General features: G+C 42.1%; 13 protein-coding genes. 12 read left to right on the top strand and 1 reads right to left on the bottom strand.

Annotated features, from left to right (window positions below):
• The first annotated feature begins 382 nt into the window (after positions 1–382).
• Together F6J99_RS27705 and F6J99_RS27710 are read left to right on the top strand one after the other, a co-directional pair.
• A complete protein-coding gene (locus tag F6J99_RS27705) occupies positions 383–1,435 on the top strand; it encodes an aminoglycoside phosphotransferase family protein (protein ID WP_365974313.1) in 1,053 nt (350 codons plus the stop codon).
• Between the two features lie 79 nt (positions 1,436–1,514).
• Entirely contained in the window at positions 1,515–2,582 is a 1,068-nt protein-coding gene (locus tag F6J99_RS27710; RefSeq protein ID WP_293117355.1) for a T3SS effector HopA1 family protein, read from the top strand.
• A gap of 55 nt (positions 2,583–2,637) precedes the next feature.
• Here the strand turns inward: F6J99_RS27710 and F6J99_RS27715 are convergent, their stop codons facing one another.
• Positions 2,638–2,826: a hypothetical protein gene (locus F6J99_RS27715; RefSeq protein WP_293117358.1), complete on the bottom strand. Its 189-nt coding sequence runs from the start codon at positions 2,824–2,826 to the stop codon at positions 2,638–2,640.
• A gap of 845 nt (positions 2,827–3,671) precedes the next feature.
• Between F6J99_RS27715 and F6J99_RS27720 the strand changes: the two genes are divergently transcribed.
• From F6J99_RS27720 to F6J99_RS27765, 10 genes are all read left to right on the top strand, one after another.
• Entirely contained in the window at positions 3,672–4,667 is a 996-nt protein-coding gene (locus tag F6J99_RS27720; RefSeq protein WP_293117385.1) for a sugar transferase, read from the top strand.
• A 95-nt stretch (positions 4,668–4,762) separates the two neighbouring features.
• Positions 4,763–5,908 carry a glycosyltransferase gene (locus tag F6J99_RS27725; RefSeq protein WP_070394560.1) on the top strand — a complete coding sequence of 382 codons (1,146 nt, stop codon included), beginning with the start codon at positions 4,763–4,765 and terminating at the stop codon, positions 5,906–5,908.
• Positions 5,909–6,479: 571 nt separating this feature from the next.
• Positions 6,480–8,741, top strand: a complete 2,262-nt coding sequence (locus F6J99_RS27730; RefSeq protein WP_293117360.1) for a polysaccharide biosynthesis tyrosine autokinase — start codon at positions 6,480–6,482, stop codon at positions 8,739–8,741.
• A gap of 344 nt (positions 8,742–9,085) precedes the next feature.
• Positions 9,086–9,886: a heterocyst development glycosyltransferase HepC gene (hepC, locus tag F6J99_RS27735; RefSeq protein ID WP_293058436.1), complete on the top strand. Its 801-nt coding sequence runs from the start codon at positions 9,086–9,088 to the stop codon at positions 9,884–9,886.
• Between the two features lie 128 nt (positions 9,887–10,014).
• Positions 10,015–11,088, top strand: coding sequence for a GDP-mannose 4,6-dehydratase (gmd, locus tag F6J99_RS27740; protein ID WP_293117364.1), 1,074 nt, complete (start codon positions 10,015–10,017; stop codon positions 11,086–11,088).
• 551 nt (positions 11,089–11,639) lie between these two features.
• Complete coding sequence (locus F6J99_RS27745) at positions 11,640–12,608, top strand: GDP-mannose 4,6-dehydratase (protein WP_293117366.1); 969 nt, start codon at positions 11,640–11,642, stop codon at positions 12,606–12,608.
• Between the two features lie 61 nt (positions 12,609–12,669).
• Positions 12,670–14,541 (top strand): heterocyst formation ABC transporter subunit HepA, encoded by a 1,872-nt coding sequence (gene hepA / locus F6J99_RS27750; RefSeq protein ID WP_293117370.1) that lies wholly within the window; start codon positions 12,670–12,672, stop codon positions 14,539–14,541.
• Positions 14,542–14,630: 89 nt separating this feature from the next.
• On the top strand, positions 14,631–14,795 hold the full coding sequence (locus F6J99_RS27755) for a hypothetical protein (protein ID WP_293117373.1): 165 nt from the start codon (positions 14,631–14,633) through the stop codon (positions 14,793–14,795).
• Complete coding sequence (locus F6J99_RS27760; RefSeq protein ID WP_293117376.1) at positions 14,786–15,700, top strand: alpha-1,2-fucosyltransferase; 915 nt, start codon at positions 14,786–14,788, stop codon at positions 15,698–15,700. The genes F6J99_RS27755 and F6J99_RS27760 overlap by 10 nt, the downstream gene beginning before the upstream one ends.
• A gap of 39 nt (positions 15,701–15,739) precedes the next feature.
• A partial coding sequence (locus F6J99_RS27765; RefSeq protein ID WP_293117379.1) for a glycosyltransferase family 2 protein occupies positions 15,740–16,335 on the top strand: 596 nt, incomplete at its 3' end.

The following is a 16,335-nucleotide window of genomic DNA, read 5'->3' on the forward strand; positions in this document are numbered from 1 at the left end:
CCCAGGAATGTATCACGTTTCTGTGATTGAATAAACAGAGAAGAGAGAAGGGACATCAATGGATGTGCTGGAAGGTAGGGGTGTGATCAAATCAAGAAAAAAATACTTATGAACTGCAATGGATTGTTAGGAGGGTAAAAAAAGGAAATTTTGGCTGATATTGGCAGGGAGAAAAACAAACAAGGAAAACAGAGAAGTTCAACTCTTACCGGGTTCTATGTAGGTCATATCGTGCATCTACTGATCATCTACTAATATTGTGCAACCACTATCATCTGAAACGATTTCCTCATATCTATTGGATATAGGGCTGTGTACTCCGTCAGACCTAGAATCTATCCAGGTGAAATCCGCTGCCCCTGCTAAGAATTTCAATTTACTAGTGAGCTTTTCAGATCATCGTCAGCTACTGGTTAAGCAGGAAAGACCCCATAATGGCGGTCTTATAAATCATGAATTTTTCAATGAGTGGCAATTTCATCGCTGGCTGCAGCAGTTCCCCAACCAACACTGTCTAGCTTCATCAGTTTCCCAGATCCTTCATTTTGATCCCGATCATTGCATCCTGGTCTACAACTATCTAAATAATTATCTCGACCTGTTTAGTTTCTACTATCAAAACCAAATTTTCCCTGAAGCGATCGCAACTGATATCGGAACAGTTTTAGCCAACCTCCATCGTGTTACCTTCAATCAACCAGAATGTCGTAATTTTCTAGACCAGGTACCAAAGGAGACATCTGCCTATCGCTTTGGCAATCCAGCTAAAGGAATCGGACGGCTTAGCCCAGAAATGTTTGGCTCAATCCCTAACAATGCCTTAAAGTTCTTTGTCCTCTATCAACGTTACCCTAGTCTGGGAAATGCGATCGCAGATTTGGAAACTGACTGGCATCCGAGTTGCCTAACCCACAATGACTTAAAATTGAACAACATTTTGCTTCATAGAGACTGGGAGCAATTCTCAACATCTTCAGCACCGGATCAGAGCATGGTACGACTGATTGATTGGGAACGTTGTGCCTGGGGAGATCCAGCCTTTGACCTTGGAAGCATAATCGCCAGCTACTTGGGAATCTGGTTAAGTAGCTTAGTAGTAGACCCCACGATTAAATTAGAAGAATCCTTAGGTCTAGCAGTGACTCCTTTACAAGTGCTTCAACCCTCCATCGCTGCTCTAACCCAAGCCTATCTTACCGCTTTTCCCGGGATTAAGTTGGCTCGTCCCAACTGGCTTAAACGAGTAGTTCAGTTTACCGGTTTGGCACTGATTCACCAAATTCAGGCAATGATTTACTATCAGAAATCCTTCGACAATACTGGAATCTGTATGCTCCAGGTTGCCAAAAGTCTACTCTGCCGACCACAACAATCTGTGCCAACAGTTTTTGGGATCTCAGAATCAGAACTGATCTCAAATCCGGTAATCCCCTAGAAAAGGGTTTTGAAGATACCTGTGAATTGTCAATTGAAAACCGCTATATAGACTTCATCTAATTTTAATTTAAATTACGATGCTATTCGACAACCCTTTTCCCAATCAACAGCAAGCAGCTCTGGAAGATATTGTTAACAATATTGAAATCCAGTCAAATTTTTGTATCAACCATCCCAACTATCAACCCTTCACCATACCTGATCAAACAGTAGCCCGCTTTCAGCAACTCCCTCAAGACATACAGCATAAGTATCTCAGTCTACTGCTGAGAAATTTCCTCTATGGCATCTATTACAATGGCTATCTGCGCACTCCCCTGGCACTCAACACAAGTCGCGCGGATATAGCACCCCATCAAAACTTAGAGAACAATACCCTGCTGGGAATAGACCTAGAATTTTACCAACAACTCCACGCCAAAAATCAAGGCACAGGCTACTTTGATCCCAATTGGCAGGTAATCTCAGAAGAAACCCATGGTTCAATAGGCGTCACCAAAGGTAGTTTGACTATGCATATTGAACGGGAGATTCATCTCAAATCTGAGGAAAAATCTGCTACTATCGGCAGCCTCGTTGCCATCCGGATGCCCAAAAATTTGATGCAAAATGGCTTTTATGTAGCAGTGGGTAATGTTGGTCAAGAGCGACAGGGCAATGGTGATATCGATTCTAAAACAGCACGGATCTACTTTAATCTGACACCAGATGGAGCCCTTGCTGTCATGGATAGCATGACAAAATATTTGAATGCAGCAGCAATTCCTTTCACATTTAAAGTTCTATACAATCCATCGGAATACAAACGCCATGACTGCGGAGTACTCTACTTTGAGCGCTGTGATTCTGAAGTGGTCTTTGGGGTGATGCAAACCATATATCTACCAAACCGCTGCCATTTTCGCCCAGAAGTGCCTTTATTCACCAAGTTTTTGGCACCGGGATTGAGTTTTGCCGAAGAACCAACCCAAAAATTTACCTCTCAAGAAAGTTTTGGCATGAACCGCTGCCAAATTGTAGCGAATGGTTTAATGCAGGCTTGGCAAAACGGTAATAACACTCCAGAGGAGCGCCTCAACGCCATCCGCCAACAATTTTCTCAGTTAGGAATTGAATGGGAACGTCCTTACCTCAATCATGACTAAAGCTGCCCACAGCAAATTATGGGGAAGGGAGGGAACAGAGGGAAGTTTGAAAAGCTTACACAATTGCTCCTACAGATGGTATGGGGGTCAGACTCGTAGTTAATTCGCCCACAGTAGCAAAAACAGGACTTAGGCAAAACTGGGCAACAAACGCGCTTATGTAAGCTAATAAGCATTTAAATTTCCCCTCGATCCACTTGTGCAAAAGCTGGTTTCTCATCTCCCCATCTCCCCATCTCCCCATCTCCCCATCTCCCCATCTCCCTATCAGCGCGCCTCTTCACAATTTAAATACATTAAATACAATTTAAATGTGTGACAGCTTAGTAGAGTCCGAAGCGAGACCCTACAGGTATAGTCCCTAGGTAAGTCCTAAAAATATATAGCGCTATACAAAATTAGTCCACCTAGATGGAGTTGCTTGGTGTAGCCCAAAGCTTTAGCCTTAGGCCATTAGACTGAGTGATACTCGCTGCCACCATCCAAGTCATCAGTCTCAAGACGGATGTGGCAATTGACCTCAGGTATATTTAGCGTCTTTAAGAAAAATTCATCAAAAATTTTTAGCTCTGTCAGGATTTTATGAAAAACTCGTGAAAGTTGTATTAGTCATTCATCCGGGATTACACAGAACATTAATTGCTCAACGTCACTGCTGACAAATGAGTAATACTAAATGGTTAATTATATGGTAACAAGATAAAAATATAAATGGTTATTTTTTATCCATTTTTTATTTTTACTGTAGGTTAATTAACCCTGTGAAGTCTACCTATTACTCCGTCAATAATTAAGTGAGAGGTAAACTTTTTTTTATAATAGGAACATTTCAGGAATGCCTTAGGGTTGAATAATTAATCGTTTTAGCAAAAAAACAGTACGTTAAAGTAACCATTACGCCCAAAAATAAATAGTAATAAAAAGTCGATACTTGCCTCAATCAAGGGCAGAGAATACGTAGGTTTAGGTACGGTTAAAACCTAGGGTGTTCATAGGATTGCGAAACTTTCTACACAATTCCTACATAGTTTAAATCTACTCTATAAAAAGTGACGACTTAATCGACATTATAATTCCTAGTTCATCATGATGCAGTCAATGTTAAAGACTTCTGGCCAGGTAGGGTTAATAAATGAAGCTGCTGTAGTGCAGTTACCGATCCGCTTGAGCAGACTCGAAGCAATAAAATTTAAAGAAACTTGTGATCAGCTTCTCCAACAACCTTATTGTCCTAAGCGTATCATTGCCGACTTTAGTCAGACAGATTTTATCGATAGTAGCGGCATTGGTGCCTTAGTAAGGAATCACAAAATCACTCAGGAAAACGGAGTTTCACTAATACTAAGGGGTATAAATCCTCCAGTTATGGCTGTATTGGTCATGACTGGGCTAGACAAAAAATTAATTCTAGACCCCTCATATAACCCGACAACAATAGCTGTCAATTGGTCAAAGGCTAAGTTACCCACAACTCACCCATCTACACGCTCTTGGGCTAAGCGATGCTTAGATATACTGGGGGGAATAGTAGGTTTAGGAATTACGGCCATATTATTTATTCCCATTGCGATCGCAATTAAACTCGATAGTCCTGGCCCAATCTTCTTTAGTCAAATTCGCTGTGGTTGGATGGGTAAGGGATTTCCGATCTGGAAATTCCGCTCGATGTATACTGATGCGGAAGCCCAGAAAGATAGCGTTCAAAATCAATCTAAGGATGCCAAGATATTCAAAAACGAAAATGACCCTAGAATCACCAGGGTGGGTCGGTTTTTGAGGAAAACTAGTTTGGATGAACTACCCCAGTTCTGGAATGTCATTAAAGGTGAAATGAGTTTGGTGGGTACTAGACCACCGGTACCTAAGGAAGTGGACATCTATGAGGTTCCAGAGTGGCAACGGTTGAATGTTAAACCTGGAATGACTGGAGAGTGGCAGGTGCATGGGCGATCGCAAGTTCGGGATTTTGCAGATATCATTAAACTGGATTTACGCTACCAACGAAACTGGAGCTTAATGTATGACCTTAAGCTCATTATAAAAACCATTTTTATCTTGTTGTCGAAAAATAATGGAGCCGTTTAGTATGAAAAAAACTCGGTAAAATTCCGGATATAAATTAAATATAATGGTAAATAGATTAGAGTATTCTCTAGGAATAGGTTTTCCATTAAACAAGCATGAAAGTTGCCCTAGTTCATGATTATCTAACGCAAAAAGGTGGAGCAGAACGGGTATTTGAACTGCTTTGTAAGCGCTTCCCTAGTGCTGATGTATTCACATCCTTGTATGATGCCCAGAACACCATTGACCTAGGTGAGCGCCTAGTGCATACCACCGGACTTCAGAACATTCCAGGGTCAACGAAATACTTCAGACTCTTGGCTCCGTTTTACTATCCAGCTTTTCGAGCCTTGGATTTAGAAAATTACGATTTGATTATCAGTAGTTGTTCAAGCTTCGCAAAGGCGGTCAAGAAAAAATTAGGAGCCAAGCATGTGTGCTTTTGCCACAATGTCACCCGTTTTTTGTGGGATACGCAAACTTACCTCAAGGAGTATGGAGAATATAGAGCGTTTTCTCCTGTAATTGATCAAGTCTTCCAGTTGATCAGAAAAGTAGACCTGGACTATGCCCAGGAGCCAGACCTTTACATTGCTAACTCGACCACTGTCGCTCGGCGTATCCAGAATATTTATGGTAAGCCAGCCATGACAGTGAACTATCCAATTAATAGCCATAAATTTGTGTTTTCCGACCAAAAGGAAGACTTTTACCTAGTATCATCTCGTTTACTGGGTTACAAGCGTATCGATCTGATTATCGAGGCGTTTAATTGGCTAGGCTGGCCTTTATTAATATCTGGTGATGGTCCAGAGCGAGAGCGTCTAGAATCTAAAGCCTTGGACAATATTCGATTCTTGGGATACGTCAGCGATAGACAGCGTTGTCATTTGATGGCAAAAGCTCGTGGGGTGATCGTGGCGGCTTTAGAAGATTACGGTTTAGTGCCAATCGAAGCCAACGCCAGTGGTACCCCAGTAATTGCCTATGGTGCAGGTGGTGTTTTGGATACTCAGATACCAGGGACCACAGGGGTGTTTTTTAAACGGCAAACACCAGAAGCACTCCAAGCTGCACTACTTGAGGCTAGGGAAATTCCCTGGAATTATGCCAAAATCCGAGACCATGCCCTGAGTCATTTCACTGAAGACGTTTTCTTTAACACAGTTGGGCAAATTATTGATAAAACCGTCAGGGGACAGCCTGTCAATGTGAGCTATTCCTTACCCCATTCAGCCAAGGTTCCCACTTTAGCTAGGTGACAGGATAGTGGCTGGGCTGATTTTAGATTTTAGATTTTGGATTTTGGATTTTTTCGTTGATTTCCTGGGATTTATACGAGTCGATAGTCCAAAATCATCAGATAAAATCTGGTGGACTAATCAATATAGTCCTGCTCGGGTGACTGGTAATGGGTAATAGATAATATCAGATCCGGTTGACTACTTCTTTTTATACCCTTTATCTAAAAGGGATGCAACCTATGATTGTCGGTTCATTGGTAATGGGTAATGAGTAATGGGTAATCAGACTCCAATTCCTAAGTCCCTATTACCAAAAGGTAGGTAAAATTTGTTGCAGGTATCCTGGATAATTTTACTGCTAAGAGATTGGTCATCTTTCAACAACCAATTTTCAAGGGTTAATAGTTAATTTTAAATTAACTTTTTTTTATAAAAAATACAAAACCCTAGGGAAGATTAAGAACGTGATTAACAGGATTTTATCTAAACCGATTACTAATCATCCCAGGACTAGTTTAGACTTGATTCACTGGACTTTATATCAATTAAAAATCCAATCCAAACTTGTCAATCATTAATCTAAAATCCCATGAAGGAACTTGATTTAAACGCAGCAGCTGAAACAGATGCAGGGTATGGCCAACTGTTGGCAGTTTTGTGGCGCAGACGCTTGTGGATTATAAGTGTACTGTTGACAAGCTTGCCGATTGCCTTCTATCTCACTCTCAAGAAAGAGCCGACTTATATCAGCTCTCTACAGCTGTTGGTGGAGCCTAATTATATAGATAAAACACGAGGAATAGAGAGTCAGTTTACTGAGTCCACTGTTGATATCGATTATGCTACTCAGTTACAGCTGATGGGTAGTTCTGAGTTGATGAAACGAGCAGTGGAATTGCTTCGTGATGACTACCCAAATATCACAGTCGGTGATATTAGAGGCTCCTTAAGATTAGCTCAAGTACTGCAGGGTAAAACTGAAACTAAGGTATTTCAAGCGGTCTACACCAGCAATGACCGGATTAAAACTCAAAAAGTACTGCAAGCTATTCAAAAGGTTTATCAAGATTACAACCTAGAGCAGCAGGAAATGCGCTTGAATAAAGGTCTTGCTTTTATCAATCAGCAGTTGCCAAAAGCTCGTAAGGATCTTGAGCAAGCTGAACAACAGCTAGAGCAGTTTCGCAAGAGCAAAAACCTGATTGATCCCTCACAACAAGCTGTAGCTGTCAGTCAAACTCTGAATGGGATTGAACAGGAGCGCCGAGCCATCCGCGCTCAGTACATGGAAACTCAGACTCGCTACGAGGCTGTTCAGCAAAAACTGGCTCGTTCACCGCAAAATGCCTTGACCTCGTCCCGCTTGAGTCAATCTGGGCGTTATCAAAATTTGCTCAATGAAATCCAAAGAATAGAACTGGCTTTGGTGGAGCAAAGTCGGATTTATACTGAAGCTCATCCTATTATTCAAAAATTAATTGAACAGCGTCAGAGTGTGTTTGCGCTCTTGCAGGAAGAAACCAGACGGGTTTTAGGGCAAGTTCCGACTCAACTGGTTAGCACTGGAAGTAACCTCCTGACAGAAGGACAGCTCGGTGGTGTGGATATCAATCTGGTCAACGAACTGATCACCTCGCAAATTAATCTAGTCAGTCTACAGACTCGTGATCAAGCCCTGATCAAAACAGAGCAGGAAATCCGTATCCAACTCAGGGAATTCCCAGGCCTGATTGCTCAGTACAATCGTCTACAACCGCAAGTAGCAATTAAACAAAATACTCTGCAGCAGCTACTACAAGCACGGCAGGAGTTAAGCATCGAATTGGCTCGGGGAGGATTTAACTGGCAAGTTGTAGAAGCACCTTTACCGGGCTTCAAGACCGGTCCTAATATGACCCAAGACCTATTATTGGGTGCAGTGGTTGGGTTATTTCTGGGTGGTGTAGCTGCCTTTGTGCGGGAAGCCATGGACGATGGAATTCATAGCTCTGATGATCTGAAAAATCAAGTGGCTCTACCCTTGCTAGGTATGATTCCAGAGTTGCCGGAGGGTAAAATCAGTAAACCTGTTCTGAATCTTAGCTTGAGCCAGTCCGAGAGAGCACTTCCGATGATGGAACTGTTAGGATGGCGACCATTTCAGGAAGCACTGGACATGATTTATGTGAATATCCAGTTGCTCAATCCTGGTTCTGAGTGGAAATCCCTGATGGTTACCTCAGCGCTGTCTGGTGAGGGCAAGTCAACTCTGGCGTTGGGTTTAGCCTTAAGTGCTGCTCGTTTACATCGACGAGTACTGCTAATTGATCTAGATATGCGCCGTCCGAGGTTGCACCAACAACTTGGCCTCTCCAATTATGAAGGACTTTCTACTTTATTGGAAGATGATACTGCTACACCCAGCCCAGTTAGTATCTCACCTTTGGGGTCAACCATTGATGTTTTGACTGCTGGACCAACTCCAATTGACCCAGTTAAGCTCTTGGGTTCTAAACGGATGAAGAACTTAATGGCAGAGTTTCAAGAGACCTATGATCTGGTGTTGCTGGATACTCCCCCAGTGTTAGGTATGGTGGATGCACTCCAAGCAGCATCATTGTGCCAAGGTGTCGTGATGGTAGGACGCCTAGAGCGAGTTACTCAATCTCAACTGACCCAGGCTACTGCTATACTCAGGAATTTAAACCTGATTGGAATCATTGCTAACGGGGTGAAAAGTTCTAATCAGAACTACGCTTACTATGGTTCGCGAAACAGCCATGGTGCTATTGAACAAAACCAACCTGTATCTGATCTTGAAGTCTCTCCACAACTAGAGCGTCAGTTCAGCAATCATGTCAAGTCTCGTTGATTTTTTTGGTTAATTGGTAATTGTTAATTGTTAAGTAACCATTCAGCCGTCAGCCGTCAGCCGTCAGCCTTCAGCCGTTGGCCGTTAGCCTATGCGCTACAGATGGTGCTACTTGAGGTGCGGTCAGCCGTCAGCTGACGTAACTCAGCATTATTCCAATGCTTACCTGTTTTCTTCAAAAGCCGCTGATCGCTGATCGCTGAACGCGCACGCGTGCGCGTAGCGCTAATCGCTGATCGCTTACGTTTCAAGTTTCAATTGACGAAAACCTGAGAGTGATAGGTATTAAACCTGAGACGATCTAACCTTTGACTTTTGATTTCCATAAAATGGAGTAACGATTTATGACGACTTCCAGAATCATACTAACAACCTCCAAAATCTCAATCCTAGATATCGATGATGAGGCAGAGTCAGCAGTTAGTTCTTTGCCTCCCTGCAAGCTGAAGTGGCGACAGAAACAGTTGTGGGTACTACCTCTCCAGAAGAATGAACAGCATTATCTACCTCCGTTGGAAAGTAAGTCTTGGTTAAGTAATTGCTTGCAACGGTCGTCGGTAGGGCTGGTTTGTATCGACCCCAATCTGGGTGAAACAGGGTTAAGACTTTGGACAAATGCCTGTGAGCAAGCGAAGAAGAAAGCTGTTTTAAGGGTACCGTTCAACTCAGAATTGTCTAGTAGGGACAAACTATTGCGATCGCGACTGAGACGGGTGATGGATTCGAGTTTAGCTGCTCTATTGCTACTGATTCTGAGTCCAGTGCTCCTGGGATTGATTTTGCTGATAGCGATTGTTTCACCAGGACCAGTCTTTTCTCGGCAATTGCGGGCTGGAGAACGGGGTAAGTTGTTCCAAGTGATTAAATTTCGCACTGAAGCTATACACAAAGGCCAAGTCACGTCTAAGATGACACATTTTGGAAAGTGGCTGCGTCAATATTGTCTGGATGGACTACCGCAGTTAGTGAATGTACTAAGGGGTGAGATGAGTTTAGTCGGACCACGTCCTTGGAAACTGGATGAGGTGATTCGGATGACCCAGGAGGAGCGGCGACAGCTGAGGTTGTTGCCAGGAATGATCAGGCTTCACCAGGAAGATATGCGATCGCATGTGTTGGGTTCTCAAAGTACTCAAGTGCTGTGATTCATAAATTGTTAATTTGTTAATTTTTGATTTATCAATTTTAATTAACAATTAACAATTTTAATTTGCCTTTGTGTTCATCCCGTACATTAGCAAACTAATTACTCTAATCAGAGTCGTGAGGAATCGTGACAGACATTAAACGAGCATTAATCACTGGCATTACCGGTCAAGATGGGTCTTATCTAGCGGAACTGCTGCTGGCAAAAGGGTACGAAGTCCATGGCATTATCCGACGCACGTCTACCTTCAACACAGATCGCATCGACCACATCTACCAAGACCCCCACAATCCACAGACACGGTTATTTCTTCATTACGGAGACCTGACTGATGGCTTGACACTACAACGTATTCTAGAAGAAGTCCAGCCGATGGAGGTGTACAACCTCGGAGCTCAGTCCCATGTGCGGGTCAGCTTTGATTCACCAGAATACACCGTCGATGCCACAGGTATGGGAACCCTGCGTTTGTTGGAAGCGGTACGGCACTATCAACAGCGGATTGGCTCTCAAGTACGCTTTTACCAGGCTGGCTCTTCTGAAATGTTTGGGCTAGTGCAGGCTGTCCCTCAGTCTGAAACTACACCGTTTTATCCCCGTAGCCCTTATGCCTGTGCAAAAGTCTACGCCCACTGGCAAACGATTAACTATCGCGAATCCTATGGACTATTCGCCTGTAATGGTATTTTGTTTAACCACGAAAGTCCCCGGCGTGGCGAAACCTTTGTCACTCGCAAAATTACCCGTGCTTTGGCGCGCATTGTAGCTGGTCAGCAGAAAAAGCTTTACCTCGGCAATCTCGATGCCAGACGGGACTGGGGCTATGCCAAGGATTATGTCCGCGCTATGTGGCTAATGCTGCAACAAGACGAACCCGATGACTATGTTGTTGCTACCGGTCAAACTCACTCAATTCGGGAGTTTCTCGATATTGCCTTTGGCTTAGTGAATTTGGATTGGCAGCAATACGTTGAAATCGATCCACGGTACTTTCGACCGGCTGAAGTAGACCTGTTGTTAGGTGATGCCACCAAGGCTAATACCATACTAGGTTGGCAACCTTCAGTGAGCTTTAAACAACTCGTTGAAATCATGATTAATGCTGACCTTCAGGCACTAGGTATCATGCCTGTCACCTCTTGTAATCAATCTGCTGATACTGCCTTTATTCGTCAGGTTGTTACCGCTGGTAATGGCTAAGTAATGATGTAATCTAATCCCATTTTTACGAATGGATGACAGAGATAGCTACTCGCGCTTTGGGTAATGGGTAACGGGTAATGGGTAACGGGTAATGGGTAATTGGGAATTTAGGAAAAGACTATTGCTGCTGTGAAACACTACGAGGAGAGCACAATTACCCTTATCCATTACCTATTACATTACCTATTAACAGACTGGTAAAGACGTTGTTGATAGATTAGCGTTGAATAAAATAAGCGATTATCCGTAGGATACGCTACGGGAACGCACTGTCTTATAACCAGGATTTACGCACCAATATCATACCGGTTTATCGTGATAAATCAAAGGCTGAAATCAGTGTAATTACCGTCAATAACCGGGTTGGCAGCGTAACTTTGAAGAAGATACTGATTTCAGCTATGGAATTGAGTTTTACGGATATGAAATAGCTTCAAAACGGCTAAATTAGCGTGAGTTAGTAATTGGTAATTGCTAACTAGCTCACGGTACCCACTCAGTCTTTAGTACTGACGCACGTAGTACTCATCACTAACGCACTGGGAAAAATGAAAAAAGCACTCATTACGGGGATTTCTGGACAAGATGGATCTTACCTTGCAGAGCTTTTGCTAAGCAAAGGTTATGAAGTTCATGGAATTGTGAGAAGACCAGCCGTTGAAGACCCAGCAGGTAAGCTGTCTAATCTCAGGACTATCAAAGACCACATTATTTTACATGTTGCGTCTTTAGAGAATCACTTGTCACTCTATAAGGTCCTTGCCAAGATTAAACCCGACGAGTGTTATCACTTAGCTGCATCGAGTTTTGTCAGTTATTCCTTTGATGATGAATCGTCTATCTTAACCAGTAATTTTAATGGAACCCACCATTTACTGGCATCAATTAAGGAAGTGGTACCGGAGTGTCGTTTCTTTTTTGCTGGTTCTTCTGAAATGTTTGGCAGGGTGTTCCATGCCCCTCAAAATGAGCTGACTCCTTTTAATCCCCGGTCTGTGTATGGTATTTCCAAGCTGGCAAGTCATCATCTGGTGCAAAATTATCGTAACCAGTATGGTATTTTTGCTTGTACCGGGATTCTTTACAATCATGAATCCCCAAGGCGTGACTTTAAGTTTGTCACTCGCAAAATTACCTCTACTGTCGCCAAGATCAAGCTGGGGTTGGAAAATAAGCTTTATCTAGGAAATCTAGATGCTCTCAGGGACTGGGGATATGCTCCGGATTATGTCTATGCCATGTGGCTGATGCTGCAAAACCATTCTCCAGAGAATTATGTAATTGCTTCCGGAGTGAATCACTCGGTTCGTGAATTAGTAGATTGTGCGTTTAGTCACGTGGGTCTTGATTATCAAGATTTTGTGGAAGTTGATCAGAGGTTTTATCGTCCGACAGAAGCAGTGCCCCTTTGTGGAGATAGCTGGAAAATTCGGGATGAGCTGAATTGGAAGAGTAAAAATAAATTTCCTGATATTGTCGCGGAAATGGTGGAGAGTGATCTTAGTTTTTTTAGCTAAAAATTTAAAAAACTTAGCCTAAATAACAATCCTAATAGCATAATAGGTCTAAATCAAGCCAGTGAGTATTCTATATAAGATTGCTGAAATCAAGCTTATTGATTCTGTAATCAGGTTTACAAAGTCAACTAAATTGTGGCAAGACAAGCACTTCATATTAAGGGAATTTAAATTTCTTAAACAAGCTGCTTTTTTTGCGATTACTTTAACGATACTTGCCTCACTATTTGAAGGGTTTGGATTAGGGTTTATCCTCAATTTTTTACAAAGTATTACCGACCCTAATGCTACCCCAATCCAGACAGGTATTAACTGGTTCGATATATCGGTACTTGGAGTAAATAGACCGTTCAATGAGAGAATTTACCGGATATCTGCTCTAATTCTGATCACAACCTGGTTGCGTTCTGCCTTTATGTTTGGTGGACGCAGGTACAGCATGATAACTCAGATGAATTTGTTAGATAGGCTACGCAAGAAGCTATTTGAGCAACTTCAACGGCTGAGTTTGGGTTACTTTTCTCATAGTCGTTCTGGAGCGCTAGTTTACAGTATAACTACCGAACTAGAAAAAATTAATCAAGCTTTTGATGTGACAGCTTTTATGTTGACTAGAGTTTCTCTTCTAGTTGTCTATGTCACATCAATGTTCTTGCTTTCTTGGCAACTTTCCATTGCCTCATTAATGCTATTTAGCCTGATGAGTGTTGGTCTTTCTAACTTGGTTAAAAGGGTGCGAGAGACAAGTTTTGATGTTTCAAAGGCAGGCAGTAACTTTACCTCAGTTGCTGTAGAGTTTATCAATGGCATTCGCACAGTTAAGGCATTTGCAAGTCAAGAATTTGAGCGTAGACGATTCTATAACGCTAGCGAAAACGTTGCAAACATCACTATCAAATCTGCCTCATTTGGGTATGCCATAGAACCGATTGGGGAAAGCGTAGCCACCACAATTCTGATCGGCATGATTATTGTAGCGTTTACCATCTTCGTGCCTAATGGACAGATGCAAGCAGCTTCATTACTGACCTTCTTGTTTGTTTTGTTTCGTCTGATCCCGATTATACGTCTGATTAATAATGCCAGAGGGCGTCTTGGTGAATTCACCGGACCAATGAATAACATTAAAGAGCTGCTGAGAACTGACAACAAGCCATACTTGCAGAATGGTAACGTGGAATTTTCAGGATTGCAGCGAGCGATTGAGTTTGCTTCTGTGGATTTTGGTTACGATCCCTCTAACCTAGTACTGCACGATATTACCTTAACTATCAACAAGGGAGAGACAACAGCCCTGGTCGGTGCTTCTGGTTCAGGTAAAACCACCCTTGCTGACTTAATTCCCCGATTTTATGACCCAACCGCAGGTAAAATTATCATTGATGGCATTGACATACAAGAGTTTGAAATCAACTCTGTGCGTCGTAAACTAGCTATTGTCAGTCAGGATACATTTATTTTCAACACCTCTGTTCGCAATAACATTGCATATGGTTCAGAACAGGCAGATGACGAGGCAATTCGAGAAGCTGCAAAACTTGCCAATGCATTAGACTTCATCCTAGATTTACCTGAAGGTTTTGAGACGCAACTGGGTGATCGGGGAGTTCGATTATCTGGAGGTCAACGTCAACGGCTGGCAATTGCTCGTGCTTTACTGCGAGCACCAGAGATTCTGATCTTAGATGAGGCAACTAGTGCCTTAGATTCTGTGTCTGAGCGCCTGATTCAGGAGTCCTTAGAAAAACTTGCTGTAGGACGGACAGTAATTACCATTGCCCATCGCTTATCGACAATTGCCAAAGCTGATAAGGTAGTCGTTCTCGAACAGGGGCGAATTGTGGAGCAAGGAAAGTATCAAGAGTTACTCGAAAAGCGCGGTAAACTTTGGAAATATCACAAGATGCAGCATGAAGTTGGTCAAACAAATTAAGACTATAGCATTTCCAAATAGATCATGAAACCAAATGCTGATTTATTATAACACCAAAAAATCTTCGCATCGTCTTGATGCAGTCGCTCATGGAGGAGACCACCAAGACCGCGCGCGCTGCATCGCTTTTTCCTACTGTTCCCAGATCCGCTGTTCCCTGTTCCCTTGTTCTATCAATCATAGGTTTACATCTAAACTCAAAATACTATAGTTTATTGCTTGTCAAGCTGTTCGGAGGATTAACATGTTCGTAATTGTTAGAAAAACAGGTCAATTAGGCAATAGAATGATGCTATTTGCCAACTTTATGGCTTTTGCAATGGAATACAACTTCAAAGTCATAAATCCTGCCTTTGATGAATATGCAGTTTTTTTTGAGGGAACCCATAACGATTTTTTTTGTCGATACCCTGCCCAAAAATCAGTTCTTAAAGGCAATAGTCTTAAACTGAAAAGAAATTTTCATAGAGTTGTTTACCATTCAACCCGCTATTTGGTTAAAGATTATACAGATTTTAACTTCTCCAATATCAATATATTAAGAGATACTGGAGTACACAAAGCCGTAATTTTTAATGATAAACTTGCCAATTGTTTGAGCACAAATAAATTAGTATTTATTCATGGATATTGGTTTAGGAATCCTGTACTATTTTTGAAGTATGCAGAAACAATAAGGAAGTTTTTTACGCCAATACAGCAACATACTCAAACGATCCACCAACTCGTAAGTAACCTAAAACAAACCTGTGATATTCTGGTTGGGGTTCACATTAGACAGGGTGATTATAAAAAATTGCTAGGAGCAAAATATCTCTATACTACTGATGATTATGTGAGCTTAATGAAAAAAAACGAAGCTCTTTTCAATGGAAAAAAAGTTAAATTTTTAATATGTTCAAATGTGCCCCAGGACAGAGATAAATTCTCAAAATTAGATTTCGCTTTTGCCAACAACCACATTGTAGAAGATATGTACTCACTTGCTCAGTGTGACTATATCATCGGTCCCCCAAGTACCTATAACATGTGGGCTGCTTTTTATGGACGGGTACCTTTGTACTGGATTGAGGATCCCCATGCTGACATATCGTTAGACAGTTTTAAAATTTATGATGTGCCACTAGATGTCGCTCCTCCAGTTTCATTTGCACAGTAATTAATTCATTATTACAACCAGAGGCAAGATAACAAGGATATGTCAAACCATCAAGAAGCGCAAGAGCCGCTAGTCAGTGTTATCATCCCAACCTATAACCGCTTGATATACCTCAAGCAAGCAGTTGAAAGTGTACTCCAGCAGACCTACAAAAATCTTGAAATTATTGTTTCTGACGATTGTAGCCCTGAGAATCCGCAAGCTATGATTGAGTCCTTTCAAGATGCTCGGATCCGATTCCGTCGGAACTCAAAGAATCTAGGAAATGGTCCCAATGTTGCTGGCGCATTTAAACAAGCTCAGGGAAAATATGTAGCGAGTCTCAATGACGATGACCTGTGGAATCCAGACTTTTTAGAAAAGTTAGTTCCTCCCCTAGAAGCGAATCCAAATGTAGTTGTGGCTTTTTGCGACCATTATATTATCAACGCAGATGGCGTAATTAATTATGCAACTACTGAAGCACATACCCGGCTTTGGAAGCGTGACCAACTTAAAGCAGAGGTATACCAGCCTTTCTGTACTATCGGACTAGTAGACCGATCAGTATCTCCTGCATCCTCTGCTTTGATTCGCAGGGACAAGGTTAATTGGGATGAACTGTTGTCAGTGGGGGTCTATTGGGATTATTACCA

Source organism: Moorena sp. SIO4G3 (assembly GCF_010692305.1).
Lineage (GTDB): Bacteria > Cyanobacteriota > Cyanobacteriia > Cyanobacteriales > Coleofasciculaceae > Moorena > Moorena producens_A.